The sequence below is a fragment of the Tateyamaria sp. 7Alg 36 genome (genome assembly GCF_059882455.1).
In genome coordinates this window covers 3,296,558-3,313,367 of sequence record NZ_CM187613.1, presented here as the reverse complement: position 1 = coordinate 3,313,367, position 16,810 = coordinate 3,296,558, and the positions used below count along the sequence as shown (strand labels likewise).

At 61.4% G+C, this 16,810-nt stretch carries 17 protein-coding genes and 1 tRNA gene; 10 read left to right on the top strand and 8 right to left on the bottom strand.

Features of this window, described 5'->3' with window-relative positions:
* Positions 1-268: 268 nt before the first annotated feature.
* Positions 269-355, bottom strand: a tRNA-Leu gene (locus AC6GQJ_RS16135).
* A gap of 46 nt (positions 356-401) precedes the next feature.
* Positions 402-956 (bottom strand): tetratricopeptide repeat protein, encoded by a 555-nt coding sequence (locus AC6GQJ_RS16130; RefSeq protein ID WP_500770096.1) that lies wholly within the window; start codon positions 954-956, stop codon positions 402-404.
* 153 nt (positions 957-1,109) lie between these two features.
* Between AC6GQJ_RS16130 and AC6GQJ_RS16125 the strand changes: the two genes are divergently transcribed.
* Together AC6GQJ_RS16125 and AC6GQJ_RS16120 are read left to right on the top strand one after the other, a co-directional pair.
* The gene (locus AC6GQJ_RS16125; RefSeq protein ID WP_500770094.1) at positions 1,110-1,844 is read left to right on the top strand and encodes a rhomboid family intramembrane serine protease; all 735 of its coding nucleotides are present in this window, start codon (positions 1,110-1,112) and stop codon (positions 1,842-1,844) included.
* Positions 1,841-2,203, top strand: coding sequence for a GFA family protein (locus tag AC6GQJ_RS16120; protein WP_500770092.1), 363 nt, complete (start codon positions 1,841-1,843; stop codon positions 2,201-2,203). The genes AC6GQJ_RS16125 and AC6GQJ_RS16120 overlap by 4 nt, the downstream gene beginning before the upstream one ends.
* On the opposite strand, the gene AC6GQJ_RS16115 is transcribed toward AC6GQJ_RS16120, so the two are convergent.
* Positions 2,200-2,985 (bottom strand): inositol monophosphatase family protein, encoded by a 786-nt coding sequence (locus tag AC6GQJ_RS16115; RefSeq protein ID WP_500770090.1) that lies wholly within the window; start codon positions 2,983-2,985, stop codon positions 2,200-2,202. The two genes, AC6GQJ_RS16120 and AC6GQJ_RS16115, sit on opposite strands and share 4 nt — an antisense overlap.
* 122 nt (positions 2,986-3,107) lie before the next feature.
* On the opposite strand from AC6GQJ_RS16115, the gene AC6GQJ_RS16110 reads away from it, so the two are divergent.
* On the top strand, positions 3,108-4,145 hold the full coding sequence (locus AC6GQJ_RS16110; protein WP_500770088.1) for an NADP-dependent oxidoreductase: 1,038 nt from the start codon (positions 3,108-3,110) through the stop codon (positions 4,143-4,145).
* 58 nt (positions 4,146-4,203) lie between these two features.
* Here the strand turns inward: AC6GQJ_RS16110 and AC6GQJ_RS16105 are convergent, their stop codons facing one another.
* On the bottom strand, positions 4,204-5,109 hold the full coding sequence (locus tag AC6GQJ_RS16105; RefSeq protein WP_500770086.1) for a LysR family transcriptional regulator: 906 nt from the start codon (positions 5,107-5,109) through the stop codon (positions 4,204-4,206).
* Between the two features lie 89 nt (positions 5,110-5,198).
* Here AC6GQJ_RS16105 and AC6GQJ_RS16100 point away from each other — a divergent pair, with 89 nt between their 5' ends.
* Entirely contained in the window at positions 5,199-6,056 is an 858-nt protein-coding gene (locus AC6GQJ_RS16100; protein ID WP_500770084.1) for a methylenetetrahydrofolate reductase, read from the top strand.
* Between the two features lie 142 nt (positions 6,057-6,198).
* Positions 6,199-6,678: a PaaI family thioesterase gene (locus AC6GQJ_RS16095; RefSeq protein ID WP_500770082.1), complete on the top strand. Its 480-nt coding sequence runs from the start codon at positions 6,199-6,201 to the stop codon at positions 6,676-6,678.
* A gap of 47 nt (positions 6,679-6,725) precedes the next feature.
* On the opposite strand, the gene AC6GQJ_RS16090 is transcribed toward AC6GQJ_RS16095, so the two are convergent.
* On the bottom strand, positions 6,726-7,817 hold the full coding sequence (locus AC6GQJ_RS16090; protein WP_500770080.1) for a T6SS phospholipase effector Tle1-like catalytic domain-containing protein: 1,092 nt from the start codon (positions 7,815-7,817) through the stop codon (positions 6,726-6,728).
* The gene (locus AC6GQJ_RS16085; RefSeq protein WP_500770078.1) at positions 7,795-10,092 is read right to left on the bottom strand and encodes a xanthine dehydrogenase family protein molybdopterin-binding subunit; all 2,298 of its coding nucleotides are present in this window, start codon (positions 10,090-10,092) and stop codon (positions 7,795-7,797) included. Before AC6GQJ_RS16085 ends, AC6GQJ_RS16090 begins: the two co-directional genes overlap by 23 nt.
* Before the next feature lie 248 nt (positions 10,093-10,340).
* On the opposite strand from AC6GQJ_RS16085, the gene AC6GQJ_RS16080 reads away from it, so the two are divergent.
* Positions 10,341-10,799, top strand: a complete 459-nt coding sequence (locus AC6GQJ_RS16080) for a DUF3237 domain-containing protein (RefSeq protein ID WP_500770076.1) — start codon at positions 10,341-10,343, stop codon at positions 10,797-10,799.
* 5 nt (positions 10,800-10,804) lie between these two features.
* Here the strand turns inward: AC6GQJ_RS16080 and AC6GQJ_RS16075 are convergent, their stop codons facing one another.
* Entirely contained in the window at positions 10,805-11,983 is a 1,179-nt protein-coding gene (locus tag AC6GQJ_RS16075) for a cytochrome P450 (protein ID WP_500770074.1), read from the bottom strand.
* Between the two features lie 9 nt (positions 11,984-11,992).
* Entirely contained in the window at positions 11,993-12,880 is an 888-nt protein-coding gene (locus AC6GQJ_RS16070; RefSeq protein WP_500770072.1) for an amidohydrolase family protein, read from the bottom strand.
* Positions 12,881-12,991: 111 nt separating this feature from the next.
* Between AC6GQJ_RS16070 and AC6GQJ_RS16065 the strand changes: the two genes are divergently transcribed.
* The 4 genes from AC6GQJ_RS16065 to AC6GQJ_RS16050 all read left to right on the top strand — a co-directional run bounded on the left by AC6GQJ_RS16065 (position 12,992) and on the right by AC6GQJ_RS16050 (position 16,809).
* Positions 12,992-13,774: a crotonase/enoyl-CoA hydratase family protein gene (locus AC6GQJ_RS16065; protein ID WP_500770070.1), complete on the top strand. Its 783-nt coding sequence runs from the start codon at positions 12,992-12,994 to the stop codon at positions 13,772-13,774.
* A gap of 80 nt (positions 13,775-13,854) precedes the next feature.
* On the top strand, positions 13,855-14,892 hold the full coding sequence (locus AC6GQJ_RS16060; RefSeq protein WP_500770069.1) for a TRAP transporter substrate-binding protein: 1,038 nt from the start codon (positions 13,855-13,857) through the stop codon (positions 14,890-14,892).
* 62 nt (positions 14,893-14,954) lie between these two features.
* Positions 14,955-15,485 (top strand): TRAP transporter small permease, encoded by a 531-nt coding sequence (locus tag AC6GQJ_RS16055; protein WP_500770067.1) that lies wholly within the window; start codon positions 14,955-14,957, stop codon positions 15,483-15,485.
* Positions 15,478-16,809: a TRAP transporter large permease gene (locus AC6GQJ_RS16050; protein WP_500770065.1), complete on the top strand. Its 1,332-nt coding sequence runs from the start codon at positions 15,478-15,480 to the stop codon at positions 16,807-16,809. The genes AC6GQJ_RS16055 and AC6GQJ_RS16050 overlap by 8 nt, the downstream gene beginning before the upstream one ends.
* The last annotated feature ends 1 nt before the right edge of the window (position 16,810 follow it).

Genomic DNA, 16,810 nt, shown 5'->3' with positions numbered 1-16,810 from the left:
GGCAGTACCTATGCGAATGGTCTTACCGGACGATTAATCGCGACAGACAGGCAGCGCGGCAGCGTCTGGCACACGGAGCTTTGGGTGGATTAAAAATATTGAAAGCATTGGGCGCCCATACATGGGGCGAAGCAAGACCGCTTTGTTCACTAGCGACAGCGCGATGCCCCCCTGCTGGGACACGCCTAAGTGCGGTGAACGATCTACATCCAATGGGGAAAGACAGACACGGCAATGCCCTTATTAGCCATGCGAATATAGGAGTTCTTGGTGCGGGCGGTGGGACTCGAACCCACACGGGCACAAGGCCCAACAGATTTTAAGTCTGGTATGTCTACCATTCCATCACGCCCGCATTCTGCCTTGTTAGGCAATCGGGCGAGGCACCTCAAGCCTGCGCGTCAGATATCCTTGCCGATGGGGCCAAGTGGGGCACCAACAGCCAACAATGAGCGTTCGGACAGCCACGGATTGTTCTTCACAGCTGCCAGCATTTGCGCCCGCGCCTCACCCCGCCGCCCGAGGTTCATCAATGTCAGCGCCCTTCCCGACTGCGCGCCGACATGGTCCGGCGACCGCGCGAGCGCTTGATCTAGATCCAATAACGCAGCGGCAAAATCACCGGCTAGAAAGGACGTAAACGCGCGCTGATTATAACCCTCCGCGAAATCGGGGCAGTATTCGACAAGACGGTCAAAGCTTTGCGCCGCGCCAAAGAGATCGAAATTGCCGCGCTGTCGCATACCCTTGTCCAACAACTCCTGCGCCGCAGCGTCCGGTGCGTCCAGCCACAATTCCCACATTTGCGCAGAGATGGCTTGAGCGGCGGCCTCGGTTTTGGCTTCGTTGATTTCAACAATCAAATTGGACAGCGCCGCCCGATGATCGGGTGCGGGCGGACAGGGGTCGGCCCATGCAGGGGCAGACAAAAGGGCAAGAAGGACAAGCGATCTCATGACCTAAAACTGCGCCGCCACGCCGCTGCGTCAAGTTCGACGGTAAAAATGTCGGGGCGCCGGCCCCTACGCCAAACCTGAAACAGGGCAGAGCGAGGCGGGAAACCAACGCCGCCTCTTGACCTTAGGGGTACGCCGCCCAACTGTGAGCCTATGTTTCCAATTCGCGATCACAACCCGTCCGGGCGTATTCCATATGTCACCTATATCCTGATGGCCGCCAATATCGGCGTGTTCCTCAGCTATGTCGGCATTCTTGATGACAACCGTGCGATTGGCGCGTTCTTTTTCACCTATGCCGCCATCCCCGAACGGATCACGGCGGGTGGAGGTTTGGGCACGCTGTTCAGTTCGATGTTCTTGCACGGCGGCTGGATGCATCTGGCAGGTAACATGCTGTTCCTGTGGATTTTTGGCGACAATATCGAGGACGAGATGGGCCACGGCCCCTATCTGTTATTCTACATGGTCGCTGGCATCGCAGCGGGGGTGATACAGGTCGCATCCTCACCCACTTCCGGCATTCCGACGGTCGGGGCATCGGGCGCAATTGCGGGCGTCATGGGCAGTTATCTGCTGCTCTTTCCAAAGGCGCGCGTCGATATCCTGTTGTTTCTGGTCGTGTTTATCAGGGTTTTTCCGATCCCCGCGTGGATCATGCTGGCCGTGTGGTTTGCGATGCAGTTCGTGGGCGGTCTGGGCGCGGACCTTGAGGCGGGCGGCGTCGCCTATTGGGCACATGCGGGCGGCTTTGCCGCGGGGCTATTGCTGACCCTGCCACTGTGGCTGCGGCGTGGCGGCACACGGTTCTGGCAACGCACCGATGGCCACCCGCCCCATCCCGAGGCGCAATACACCCGCTCGCGCGTTCCCAAGGTCCGGCGGTGAGGGCGCAGTGCCATTGCGGCGCGATTGTTCTTGAGGTCACATTGCTGGACGGTCTCGACACCGCGTACCGGTGCAATTGTTCGTTCTGCCGACGCCGTGCGGCCCCTGCCGTCGTCGCGCTGAAAGATGGCCTGACCGTGCTGAAAGGGGCCGAATATCTCACCCTGTATCAATGGGGCAGCAAAACAGCGCGGCACCATTTCTGTCGTCTTTGCGGTATTTACATGTACCACAACCAACGCGCCAACCCCGACAGGATCGGCGTGAACATGGGTACATTGGAAGGGATCAATCCCGCAGAATACGAGCCGATTCCTTGGACGGACGGCGTGAACCATCCGTCAGATCGCAACGCTTAGGCGCGGATGATTTTGGCCAGTTGCGGGAACATCGGCTCGTTCGCGCAGATGATTGTCCCGTCTTCAAGGATGTTGCCCGCCGGATCCAGCGGCTCGACCAGACCACCGGCCTCGCGCACGATCAACGACCCTGCTGCGATATCCCATGCGTTCAGGCGACGCTCCCAGAACCCGTCGTAACGGCCCGCCGCCACATAGGCGAGGTCCAGCGCCGCAGCACCGAACCGGCGCACACCGGCACATGTGGGCATCAAACGCGCGAGCTCTTTCAGCGTCTCGGGCAAATCGGAACGACCGCCGAACGGCAAACCGGTCGAAAACAGCCCTTCGATCATCTTGTGACGGCCCGATACACGCAAACGCATGTCATTCATGAACGCGCCCTGCCCTTTTTCGGCAAAGAACAGTTCATCCTTGGTCGGATCATAAATCACGCCCGCAACCACTTGGCCTTTGTGCTCCAGTGCGATGGACACAGCCCAGTGCGGCAAGCCGTGCAAAAAGTTTGTCGTCCCGTCCAGCGGGTCCACGATCCAGCGGCGCGTCGGGTCTTCTCCGGCCTCTTCGCCACCCTCTTCGGCCAACCAGCCATAGGTGGGACGGGCGCTACGCAGCTCTTCTTTGATGATGGCTTCGGCGGCAATGTCGGCCTTGGAGACAAAGTCGCCCGCGCCTTTCATCGACACCTGAAGGTTTTCAACCTCGCGGAAATCCTTGGCCAAAGCCCGCCCCGCCTTGCGCGCGGCTTTCATCATGATGTTCAGGTTCGCACTGCCTTGCATGTTTCAAAAGCTCCAGCCGGGGTAAAAGGATCAGTGGCGGGCTATACGCGCCCCTGATCTGCTTGCCAAGGGGGCGCAGTTAGACCACGCTGATGAACTTCCCCAAACCGAAAGGGTTCACAATGAGCGACACGTTTAAGAAGATCACGCTCGCCAGCCGTCCCGACGGCGCGCCGACAGAGGAAAACTTCTCGCTGCAATCGGCGGCCATGCCCGAACCCGCAGCCGGAGAGGCCCTTGTCAAAGTCCACTACATGTCGCTTGACCCCTATGTGCGCGGACGCATGGACGATGCGGAATCCTATGCCGAACCCGTCGCGATCGGTGGCACCATGGAAGGCGGCGGCGTGGGCGAGGTCATCGCTTCGAACGCGGATGGCTGGAATGTGGGCGACTTCGCTGTCGGCATGTTCGGCTGGGCGACCCACGCGGCGGCCCCCGCGGCAGGCCTGCGCAAGCTTGACCCCGAACAGGCCCCCCTTACCGCAGCATTGGGTGTTCTCGGCATGCCCGGTTTCACCGGCTGGCACGGGCTGATGGCCTACGGCAGTCCTGTCAAAGGCGAAACCTTGGTCGTCGCCGCGGCCACTGGGCCAGTCGGGTCCATGGTTGGTCAGGTGGCCAAATCGCTGGGCCTGCGCACGGTTGGCATCGCTGGCGGCGCGGACAAATGCAAACTGGCCACCGACACCTTCGGCTTTGACGTCTGCCTTGACCACCGCGCCTATGACGACGCCAGCGCCATACGCACCGCACTGAAAGAGGCTGCACCAGACGGGATCGACATCTATTTCGAAAATGTCGGCGGCAAGGTGCTTGAGGCGGTCCTGCCCTGCATGAACCTGCACGGCCGTATCCCTCTGTGCGGCATGGTGTCGTGGTACAACGCGGGTGCCTTGGGTGGTGCGGCAACGTCCGGCATCACCGGTCCAGCGATTTGGCGATCAATCCTCGTCAAATCCCTGTCTGTCGAAGGGTTCATCATCTCCAACCACTGGGACCGCTACGGCGAATTCCTGAAGGAAATCGGCCCCAAAGTCGCCAGCGGTGAATTCGCTGTGGTCGAGGACATCGCCGAAGGTCTGGAAAATGCTCCCGCCGCCTTCATCGGCATGCTCGAAGGCAAAAACGTCGGCAAACAGATCGTGAAACTGGTCTGAACGGTCATCGGTTTGGCGGGCGGGCGCATTTGCACCGCAAATAGCGGCCCGCCACCCCTTACAGGTTCTGCAACTTGCGCGCCTCGATCCGCGCCAGTTCAATCAGGCGCTTCATATAGGGTTTGTCGCGTTCATCACTGCGCACCGCCGCATAAAGCCGCCGCGTCAGCCCCGCCTTGGTCAACGGGCGGGTGATGTAATCGCTGGAATATTTCACCTCGCGCACCACCCAATCGGGCAGCACCGACACCCCACGGTTCGACGCGACCAACAACAGGATCACCGCAGTCAACTCCGCCTGCCGCACCGCTGCAGGCTCGACCTGCGCGGGCATCAGCAACTGGCTGAACACATCCAGCCGCGAATGCTCCACCGGATAGGTGATCAGCGTCTGGTCGGCAAAATCCTCCGCCTCGATATAGGCTTTCTGCGCCAGCGGATGCGTCGAAGCGGCCACAAAAACAGGGGCATAGTCGAACAGTTCCACGAACTCGATCCCCGGCAGGGCTTCGGGGTCCGACGACACGACCAGATCGACCTCTTCCTTCATTAAAGCAGGCAATGCATCAAAGGCCAGACCGGGGCGGATATCAACATCCACGTCCGGCCAGCTTTTGCGGAACTGCTCAAGGACCGGAAACAGCCACTCGAAACAGGCGTGGCATTCAATGGCAATGTGCAACCGTCCGGTCGATCCGTCCCGCAGCGCGCCGAACTCGTCCTGCAACGCCTCGATCTGGGGCAAGACCTGCTCGGCCAGCCGCAACAGCCGCATCCCCGCCGCTGACAGCTTTAGCGGCTTGGACCGGCGCACGAACAATTCGACGCCCGCCTGATCCTCCAATCCCTTCACCTGATGGCTCAGCGCCGACTGCGTGATATGCAACCGTTCCGCCGCACGGGCCAGCCCGCCCGCCTCGTGAATGGCCTTGATCGTGCGCAGGTGGCGAAACTCGATATGCATACGCGCCTCATGTAGATGATGAATGTTATGAATTTGCTTCAACATAAAGGGCAAGGCATAAACACTGCAACCCGATAGGAGCACGCCACATGACCGCCTTGTCTTTCGAGACCTTCCCCCCAAAGTCGCTGGATGCGTCGTTCCACCTGTGGGACACGGTCAACACGCTCGCCCCTCTGGCCCCCCGCTTTGTCTCTGTCACCTATGGCGCGGGCGGCTCGACACGCGAACTCACACAGGAAGCGGCGCAAACCCTGCGTAAAACTTCCGGCCTGCGCGTGGCAGCCCACCTGACCTGCACCGATCAAAGCCGCGCGGAAGTGCTGCAAACAGCAGCGAAATACAAGAAATCCGGCATCACCGATGTGGTCGCCCTGCGCGGTGATCCGAGTGACGGCACCACGTTCACTGCCCACAAGGACGGCTTTGCCAACAGCATCGAACTAATCGAGGCACTTGCTGACACTGGCAACTTTAATATTCGCGTCGGCGCCTACCCCGAATCCCACCCCGACGCGGCCTCCATGGCCCAGAACATCGACTGGCTGAAAGCCAAGCTCGACGCGGGCGCGTCCGAAGCCATCACGCAGTTCTTCTTCGAAGCAGAAAGCTTCCTGCGCTTCCGCGATGCCTGCGCGGCGGCGGGTATCACCAAACCGATCACGCCGGGCATCCTGCCAGTGGCCAACTGGAAACGGGCCAAATCCTTCGCCGAACGCTGCGGCACCCCCGTCTCGCCGGTCACCGCCACAGCCTTTGACCGCGCCGAACGCGAAGACCGCGCCGAGCTTTTTGCGCTCACCCACTGCTCCGACCTCTGTGCCACACTGATCGACGAAGGGGTGGACGCGCTGCACTTTTACACGCTCAACCGTCCCGACCTGACGCTGAAAATCTGCCGCGCACTAGGGCTGGCACGGCCCGTCTCGGTCACAAACGCGGCCTAGGCCACGACTTCTTTTGGCCCCAAATACTGCGGGGGTGAGGCCGCAGGCCTCGAAGGGGGCTGCCCCCCTTCCCCGCCCACAGCCCTAGACCAATCGACCACCTTCCCATAGCGTCGCCGCAAACCCTATTCCGGAGACGCCAATGCCCATCGCCCAAACCCCGTCTGACCTGCCCAGCCAAGATGACATTCTCGCCATGTCGGGGCTGGAATTCATGCAAGGGATCATAGATGGCACCGTTCCCGGCCCGCCAATCGCACAGACCATGGGCTACAGTTTGCACCATGTCGGCGACGGCACGGTCACCTTCCGCGGCACCCCACAGTTTCATGTGACCAACCCGATGGGCACGGTGCATGGTGGCTGGTACGGCACATTGCTCGACAGTGCGATGGCCTGCGCGGTGATGACCAAAGTGCCTGCCGGCTCGGTCTACACAACGCTCGAATACAAGATCAACATCACCCGTTCGATCCCCCTTGGCATGGCAATCGACTGCACCGCCACGGTGGATCATTCCGGCCGCTCGACCGGCGTTGCATCGGGCGAAATCCGCGGAGTTGAGGATGGCAAGCTTTACGCCACCGGCTCGACTACCTGCATCATCATGAAACTGCGCTAGAAAGGGACGGTGGGCGGGGCGTGTTTGATCGTGCCGCAGGGCACGGATCAAAGAGCGCCCGCCCCACGGCCCCGCCGCCCCCACAGCCGTTTTGACCACGGCTCCCGCTCCGGCCCGCTGATGACCGACGGGTGCACACGTTCTGACGGGTCAAGGCCGACCTTGCGCGGTGCGCGGGTGATGAACCAGCGCCCGAACCCGCGAAACGTGCCCACCGAGGGGGCTGTGGCATCCTGTTCGAACCGGTTGGCCCAGCCTTCGGGCAGCGGCAGACCGCATTTTTCCGCCTGTTCCAGCATCCACACCAGCGGGATATTGGATAAAGGGCGCGCCTCGTTGAACCCGCTCAGATGGCCGCCCACATCGCCGTGCGTGCCGCGAAACCACATCTGTTCCAGATGCCCGTCCCAATTCGGCGGCGTCTCCCACATCACGGGCGCATAGGCGAGGCGCGTTTCGTTACGGGCCAACGCGTGAAAGCCGTGTTTGACCGATTTGCCCAGATGGTGGTTGTGGAACGCATGGCGCGGCGCGCTCAACCGCCACAGATAGGGCATATTCAGCCCCAGTGATTTAACCGTGTCCCACGCGCCGATCATCTCGATCTCGACCGACTCGTGACAATTGTTGCGCACAAAGGCCTGTGCCGCCTCGCTCTTGGGATTGCGCTCGTAAAAGCGGTAGAGATCACGGATGTTGCGCTCGGTCGCGGCCTCGGCGCGCAGCAGGCCGACATGGTCCACCACACCGGCAAGGGAGCGCACCGCATAGGCCCCACGTGAATAGCCGAACAGATAGATCTTGTCCCCCGGACGGTAGCGAGAGGCAAGATAGCCATAGGCCCGCCGGATCTGGCGATTGATGCCGCGCCCGAACAGCACATCCCCCGCGCGCCGCCACTCGGACCATTGCAAACCGGGTTCGTAGTACAGCGACACCTCGCTGCCCATCTCGCCCAGCAATTTGCCCAACAGGCCCGCGTTCGTCTCTTCCCCCGGTTCGAGCGTGGACATTGTGCCGTCAATGATGATGACATGGGTTGTGGGGCCCCGCGTGCGCGGGACCATTTTTGCAGAGCCGCGCCCGAACCGGTCCTTCAACCATCGGGCAATGGATCTATTCAGCCGCGATAGCGCCATCCTGCAACATTTCCCAAACTTTCATCGGTGTGAATGGCATGTCCGCCTGCCGCACACCGTGATCCCACAGTGCGTCCTGCACCGCATTCGCCACCGCCGCCAATGCACCAACTGTGCCAGCCTCGCCGCAGCCCTTCATCCCCATGACATTCGCGGTGGAGGGCACGGGTTCCGAGGTAAAGCCGATCATCGGCACATCCTCGGCGCGCGGCAGGGCGTAGTCCATGAAGGTCGCGGTCAGCAACTGACCGTCTTCGTCATATTGCACATGTTCGGTCAGCGCCTGACCGATGCCCTGCACCACGCCGCCATGTACCTGCCCTTCGGCCAGCATCGGATTGATAAGATTTCCGAAATCGTCAACCACCGTATAGCGGTCACAGGTGGTCACGCCGGTTTCGGGGTCGATCACCACCTCGGCCACGTGGCAGCCGTTGGGGAAGCTGCGCGCGGGCAGCGTGACGCGCCGTTCATGCACCAGCAAATCCTCGCGCCCCTTCTCGCGGGCCATATCCGCGACCTCAAGAACGGTCGGCGTCATGTTCGACCCTTCGGCGCGGAAGCGTTCATCATCAAAGCTGATCTCGGACGCGGGCACGCCCATCTCGTCCGCGAGAAACGCTGTGAACGCATCTGTCAACGCAGTGACTGTGGCCAGCGTCGCGTTGTTCTGCACCGTGACAGACCGTGAGCCGCCCGTGCCACCGCCTTGTTTGATCCGGTCGCTGTCGCCTTGGATCACGTCGATCTTATCTGCGGGAATGCCGGTCTGGTCGCTCAGGAACTGGGCATAGACCGTTTCATGCCCCTGCCCGTTCGATTGGGTGCCCACATAGATGTTCACGCGGCCCTCGTCGGTGAATTCCACTTTGGTCGTTTCCGCAGGGTCACCCAAAATACTTTCGATATAGTAACAGGTGCCCATGCCGCGCAGCAGCCCGCATTGCGCATCCGCCTGCTTGCGCTGCGCAAAGCCCGCGACATCAGCCTCGACCTCGGCGCGTCCCAGCACTTTGGCAAAATCGCCCACGTCATAGGTTTCGCCGGTGGTCGTGTCGTACGGGAACTGGTCCGGCTTGATAAAGTTGATGCGGCGCAATTCCATCGGGTCGACGCCCAATTCGCGCGCGGCACGGTCGATGGCCCGCTCAAGGATATAGATCGCCTCGGGGCGGCCCGCGCCGCGATATGCGTCTACTTGCGTCGTATTCGTGTAATACCCGACCGAGCGCAGATAGGTCGTCTGCACATCATAGACCCCCATCAGCACGCGCGAGAAAAGCTGCGTCTGGATGGCTTGGGCGAATTGCGAGTTATAGGCCCCCATATTCGCCTCGTTGAACACGCGATAGGCGGTGATGCGGTGGTTTTCGTCAAAGGCCAGTTCGGTCAGCGAGGTCAGATCGCGCCCCGCATTGTCGCTCAGCATCGCTTCGGTGCGTTCGCTCATCCAGCGCACGGGGCGGCGCAGATCACGCGCCGCATGGGCCAGCACGAAATATTCGGGGTACATCATCCCCTTCATGCCGAAACCGCCGCCTGTGTCGGGGTTGGTCACGCGGATATCATCGGCAGGAATGTTCAGGCCAGCGGCAAGCTGGTCTTTCGGCCCCCAGACCCCCTGCCCGTTGATCGCCACATGCACGCGGTCGCCTTCCATCTCGGCAAAACAGCCGCGTGGCTCCATCGAATTGACGATGATCCGGTTGTCCCCGATGTCCAGCGACACCACACGCGCCGCCGCATCAAAGGCCGCATCGGTCGCCTCTTTATCGCCCATGTGCCAGTCATAGGCGACATTGTCGGGCGCTTCGTCATGCAGCGGCTGCCCCCCTGCGGCGATATCCATCTTGGCAGGCAGTTCGTCGTAATCCAGTTCGATCAGCTCGGCCGCATCGCGGGCCTGTTCCAACGTGTCGGCCACGATCACGGCAACCGGCTCACCGACGAAACGCAGGCGGTCACGGGCAAGGATCGGGCGTTCGGGGGCCGCGCCCTGCGTCCCGTCGCGGTTTTTCATCGTCGCGCCCTGCATCCCGACATTCATGCCCGCCGCTTCAAGGTCGGCCAGCGTATAGACCGCATGCACCCCATCAGCGTCCTTGGCGTCCGCCACATCCAGCGTGGTGATTGTCGCATGGGCCACAGGCGCGCGGAACACAAAGCAGTGCAGCGCCCCTTCGGGTGCAATATCATCCACATAGCCGCCTTCGCCGGTCAAAAACCGGATATCTTCGCGGCGGCTGACGGGTTGGCTTTTTCCGAATTTGTTCATGGGGTTGCTCCTGCATATGGCGCGGCAATGTTTGATCATGAACCTAGCGGCTGGGCAGCGCGTGTCTAGTGCCGACGCGCACCCCTTGCCGCGATGTCGCGGCATGCCTGATGCGCCGGTTCTCACTCTATGGCGCTGAGTGAATTACAAATGGTATCGCGCCCAGTGGTCAGCGCCTGCGCAATCTGTCAGCATCGCATCAACGACCGGCCCCACACGCGCCCGCGACACCAGACGAAAGACACCGTATGATTGCCCCCACGCTCGACCATGTTTGCACCCTGTCCGTGGACCTTGCCCCGATCACGGAAATGGGCGCGGGGCGTGCAGGGCGTCGCCGGATCATCCCGATCATCGGCGGCACGGTGACGGGGCCGCGCTTGCAGGGGCGCATCCTGAATGTCGGGGCGGACTGGCAGACCATCTTTGACAATGGCATTGCCGAACTCGACACGCGCTATGCGATGGAAACCCATGACGGCGCGGTGATTGAAATCGTCAATTACGGCTTCCGCCACGGCCCGCCAGACGTAATTGCCGCCCTTGCACTGGGCGAGGATGTGGCCCCCGACAGCTATTACATGCGCACCCATGCGCGGTTGGAGACGGGGGATGCGCGCTATGACTGGGTTAACGGCACGCTGTTTGTCGGCACGGGCAGCCGTCAGGCCGTCAGCGTGCGGGTCGATCTGTTCGCCATCAATTAAGCGGCCTAGTTCAACAACACAGGGATCTGCACCGCGCCGCGAAATCCGAAGCCGCGCCAGATCACGGCATCGCGGTCGGGGATTTCCATGCGCGGGAACCGATCAAACAGGATGGGCAGCATCACCTTGGCCACGGCGCGGCGCGCCACATGGGTGCCCTGACAGAAATGCGGGCCGTTCCCGAATGACTGGTGGGGGTTCTTGTCGCGATAGACCTGAAATGCCTCGCCATCCTCGAACAGTTCCTCGTCACGGTTGGCACTGGCCTGAATGGTCATCACCGTGTCGCCCTTGGGGATCAGGTGGCCGCGGATTTCGACATCTTCGGTGACCAGACGGGACGAGGCCGAAATCGGTGCAACCCACCGCACGCCTTCCTCGAACGCCTTGTCCCAATCGTCATTGCGCACCACCTCGGCCAGCTGGTCGGGATGGGTCAGCAGACCATACAGTATCGTATTGAGCGCATCGCGCGGTTCATTGATGCCGCCGCCGATGGCGATTTTGATGTTGGAATAGATTTGCGACATCTCGATTGGATCGTCCGCATTCAGCATCACCGAAAACGCCGACGGGTTCGGATCGCTGCGGTGGCGATCCTGAAGCCGATCCAACAGCGCGTCAATCGCGTCATTGGCGCGATCCGACCGTGCAAAGGGTTCATCCCGCCAGCCAAAGTTCCCCGCCCCTTCGATCAGGGCTTGGGACCATTCCAGCATATCCTCGTCGCTCGCCTCTTCCATGCCCAGCAGGATGGCCAGACCACGCGCAGCGTAGGCACCGGAAAAGACGTTAAACAGATCGACAACCTCGCCCCGTGGCAGACGCCCGACATAGTCGCGCGCGATCTGTTCGTAACGCGGCATCCATTCATTCTGGATCACCTTGGCCCCGAAGGCAGGGGCCATGGCCATGCGTTCGCGCCGATGCTCGGCCCCGTCCTTGCGCATCAACGTGTGAGCGCGAAAGGCGCGTTTCATCGGCGTGTTTGGATCGTCCGAGCTGAACACCTCGGGGTTGTCCTTGACGAATTTGGTGTCCGCCGCCTTGGTCAGGAGCGTGCGCCCAACGGATTTGACGCGCAGCACAGGGGCCTCGCGGCGCAGCCGCTTGTAGATGGGAAACGGATCAACGTTCAGCTGGTCCAGCGTGATCACTTCGTCCAAGGGCGCATGCGTGGCCATGACCGCCCCCTAACCCGTTTCGCCCAGAAGCCGCAGGGCGTTTTCCTTGAGGATCAGCGGGCGCACCTCGTCCTTGAACGGCGCGTTTTCGAAATCCGCCAGCCAGCGGTCCGGCGTGATCGCGGGCCAGTCAGAGCCGAACAGCATCTTCTTCTTCAGGATCGAATTGGCATAGCGGATGAAGGTTTCGGGGAAGTATTTCGGGGACCAGCCGGACATGTCGTAATAGACGTTAGGCTTGTGCTGGCAGACGGCAAGGCCCTCTTCGGTCCACGGAAATGATGGGTGCGCCAGAATGATCGGCATGTCGGGAAAATCGACGGCCACATCATCCAGATGCATCGGATTGGAATATTTCAGCCGCATGCCCATGCCGCCGCGCATCCCCGACCCCACGCCGGTCTGGCCTGTGTGGAACAGGGTAATCACCCCTTCCTCGGCGCAGGCCTCGAGGACAGTATAGCATGCCTCGCGATCGTTGGGGAAAAACCCTTGCATGGTCGGGTGGAACTTGAACCCACGCACGCCGAACTCGCGCACAAGGCGGCGCACTTCGCGCGCACCCGCCTTGCCTTTGTGAGGATCGACCGAGGCAAAGGGGATCAGGATGTCGTCATTCTCGGCGCAGATGCCCGCCACTTCCTCGTTCGAATAGCGGCGAAATCCGGTCTCGCGCTCGGCATCGACGGGAAAGATAACAGCGGCGATATTGCGTTCGCGGTAATAGGCAGCGGTGTCCTGAACCGTGGGCAACATGCCCTGCGCCCCTGCCGGATTGCGGAAATAGGCGGCCATGCCTGCCTGAAATTCATTATACCCGTCATCGCGGGACGCACAGCAGGGTTCCTCTGCATGTGTATGAAAATCAATGGCTTTCACCTTTTTGAAATCGACCATCTCCGCTCCTCCCGTGGCAAAATCCGGCGCGGTCAAAAACCGCTATGCTATGTAACATTTTACCTGTAAAACAGTCCTGTGACTAGAGGTATCATCGCGGGGTTGCCGGACATGGCTGAACAGACAGAAACGAAACGCGTCACCCGCGTTGAGATCAATGGTGACATTGCGACGATCATCTTTGACCGTCCCGAAAAACGCAATGCAATGAACGACGCGCTGATCGACGAACTCGACGCGTTCTTCTCTAAACCGCCCGAAGGTGTGAATGCCGTCATCCTGCGTGGCGAAGGCGGGCATTTCTGCTCGGGGCTCGACCTTGCCGAACACGAACACCGCGAACCGATCGAAGGCGTGTTCCATTCGCGCAACTGGCACCGCGTGTCCGAGGCGATCGAATTCGGCGGCCTGCCTGTGATCTCGGTCCTGACGGGCGCGGTGATCGGCGGCGGACTGGAAATCGCGACCTCGACCCATGTACGCATTGCGGAGCCTTCGGTGCGTTTCCAACTGCCCGAAGGGCGGCGCGGCATCTTTGTCGGGGGTGGCGCAACCGTGCGCGTGGGCCGCATCATCGGCCCCGACCGGATGCGTGAAATGATGCTGACGGGGCGCAGCTATGGCGCGGACGATGGCGTCGCCATGGGCCTTGCCCACTACGCCGTGGCCGAGGGCGAAGGCATCGCGCTGGCCGAGAAGCTGGCGCGCAAAATCGCTGACAACGCGCCGTTTTCAAACTATCTCATGATTCAGGCCCTGTCGCGGATCGGGGACATGTCGCGCTCTGAAGGGCTGTTCACCGAAAGCCTTGCCGCCGCCCTGTCGCAGACATCGGACGGTGCCAAGGAAGGGCTGCGCGCGTTCCTTGAAAAGAGGGAGCCGAAGTTCAGGTAACCGCGCCGGATCGGGGAGGATCCACGCGGACACGGTAATACCAATGGCCAAAAATGGCCGAACTGTCTGGGGAGGACACAATGAAACGAAGAACGCTTTTGAAGACGGCGCTGCTTGGCGCTGTGACCAGTTTTGCACTTGCAAGCGCGGGATATGCCCAAGAGGTGACGCTGCGCCTGCACCAGTTCCTGCCACCCCCTGCGCCGGTACCGGCAAAGATCCTCAAGCCATGGGCCGAGCGGGTCGAACAGGCATCCGACGGCCGGATCAAGATCGAACATTTCGACGCCATGTCGCTAGGCGGTCGCCCGCCAGAACTGATGGATCAGGCGCGCGATGGTGTCGTCGACATGTCGATGACCGTTGTCGGCTATACGCCCGGACGGTTCCCGCGCACCGAAGTGTTTGAACTGCCATTCATGATGACCAACCCCGTTGCCACGGCCAAAGCCTATTGGGAAATGGTAGAAACCGACTTCCAGTCCAATGAATACAAGGACGTGAAAGTCCTTGGCGCATGGGTCCACGGCCCTGGCGTCATCCACACACAGGACGGCGTGTCGAGCCTTGAGGACATGAAAGGCCTGACCCTGCGCGGCCCGACCCGCATCATCAACGACATGCTGTCGGAACTGGGGGCCGAACCTGTCGGCATGCCCCTGCCCGCCATCCCCGAGGCGATATCCAAAGGCGTCGTCAAAGGCACCGTGATCCCGTGGGAGGTGACAACCGCCATCCGCCTGTCGGAACTGGTGGACAACCACACCGAATTCACCGGTGACGAGGCGCTTTATACCGCGGCCATCGTTCTGGTGATGAACCGCGCCAAGTACGACGCCCTGCCCGAAGACCTGCGCGCCATCATCGACGCGGAATCCGGTGCGAAGCTGTCGGCCTTTGCGACGCAAGTCATGTGGGACGAAGACGCTCCAGCGCGCGAGATTGCCGTGAACGCGGGCAACACGATCACGCAACTGGACGCCGACGAAGTGGCACGCTGGAAAGAGGCCGCGCAGCCGGTCATCGACCGCTGGGTTGCGGACATGGACAGCAAAGGCATCGACGGTGCCGCCCTGATCGAAGAGGCCAAGGCCCTGATCAAGAAGCACGGCGGCTGATCCGTCATCGCATCCTTGGCGGGGGTTGCGGCCCCCGCCTTGTTCCCAACGGATGATTGCAGATGTACCAGACCCTTGACCGCGCCATCCGCCTTCTTGCCCAGCTACTTGCGTGGGCGGGCGGCCTCATCCTGATCGCGGTTGTCGTGCTCAGCTGCATCTCGATCATCGGGCGCGCCTTTGTGCCGCTGGATATCGGCCTGGGGCCTATACGAGGCATCTACGACATCACCGAAATCGGCATGGCGGCGGCGGTGTTCGCCTTTCTACCATGGTGCCAGTACCAGCGCGGCCATGCCACGGTCGAACTGTTCACCCCTTTTATGCCAACGGTTCTGAATGGCATCCTGACGCTGGTGTTCGACATTGCCATGTGCGCCCTTGCGGTGCTGCTGGCGTGGCGATTGTACCTCGGCATGCTGGACAAGCTGAGCTATGGCGAAACCACCCTGATTGCGCAACTTCCGGTCTGGCAAGGCTATGCCGCCGGTCTGGGCGGTGCGGTCGGTTTTGCGCTGGTCGCGGGGTTCTGCGTGATCCGCTCGGCCCGCGATCTGTTCAGCCCCTCCAGCAAAGGCGCACCGCATGTCTAATATCGAACTTGCCCTGTGGTCCTTTCCGGTGCTGCTGGCACTGGTCTTTGCCCGCGCCCCCATTGCGCTGGCCATGATCGGCGTCGGGATCGGCGGCACCTATCTGGTGATCGGCAACCCGATGATGACGCTAAACCAGCTTAAGACGCTGACTTATGGCACGTTCTCGAACTACTCGTTTTCGATCATCCCGCTGTTTTTGCTGATGGGCCAGTTCGCCACCCTGTCGGGCATGTCCGCAGGGCTGTTCCGCGCCGCCGAAAGCTTCCTTGGCCATCGCCGTGGCGGCGTTGCCATGTCGGCGGTCGGGGCCTGCGCGGGCTTTGGCGCGATCTGCGGCTCGTCCCTTGCCACTGCCGCCACCATGGGTCAGGTCGCCCTGCCCGAGTTGCGCCGCTATGGCTATCCGGGCTCGTTGGCGACGGGCGCACTGGCGGCTGGGGGCACACTGGGCATCCTGATCCCGCCCTCGGTCATCCTTGTGATCTATGCCATTCTGGCCGAGCAGAATATCGAAAAACTCTTTGTCGCCGCCCTGATCCCCGGCATTCTGGCCGCCATCGGCTATATGATCGCGATCTCGGTCTGGGTGCGTGTGTCGCCCAACAGCGCGGCGGTGCGCGCCCGTGTGCCATGGGGCGAACGTATGGTCGCACTGGGCAAGGTCTGGCCTGTGGTCGTGATCTTTGTCGTGGTTGTGGGTGGCATCTATGCGGGCATCTTCACCCCGACCGAAGCCGCCGCCGTGGGCGCCGCTGGTACGGGCATCATCGCGCTGCTGTCGGGGCAGATGTCGTGGCCCAAACTGAACCAGGCCGTGCTGTCCACTGCGTCCTCTACCGCGATGATCTTTCTCATCATCCTTGGCGCGGGCATCTACAACAACTTCCTGTCGCTGACTCAATTGCCCCAGACCGCCTCTGTCTGGGTTGGGGATCAGGGGTTCTCGCCGTGGCTGGTGCTGACGCTGGTGCTGCTGATGTATCTGCTGTTCGGCTGCGTGATGGACAGCCTGTCCATGGTGCTGCTGACCGTGCCGATCATTTTTCCGATCATGTCGGCACTGGATTTTGGCATGTCCTACAACGACTTCGGGCTGTGGTTCGGCATTCTGGTGTTGATCGTGGTCGAGGTCGGGCTGGTCACGCCGCCTGTGGGCATGAACCTGTTCATTATCAACGCCATGGATCAGCAAACGCCCATCCGCGAAACCTATAAGGGCGCGCTGCCCTTTGTGCTGACGGATATCGTTCGCGTGGTGATACTGGCAGGCTTTCCCGCCATCACCCTGTGGCTGGTCTGGGTGATCGACAGCTTCGGCTAAG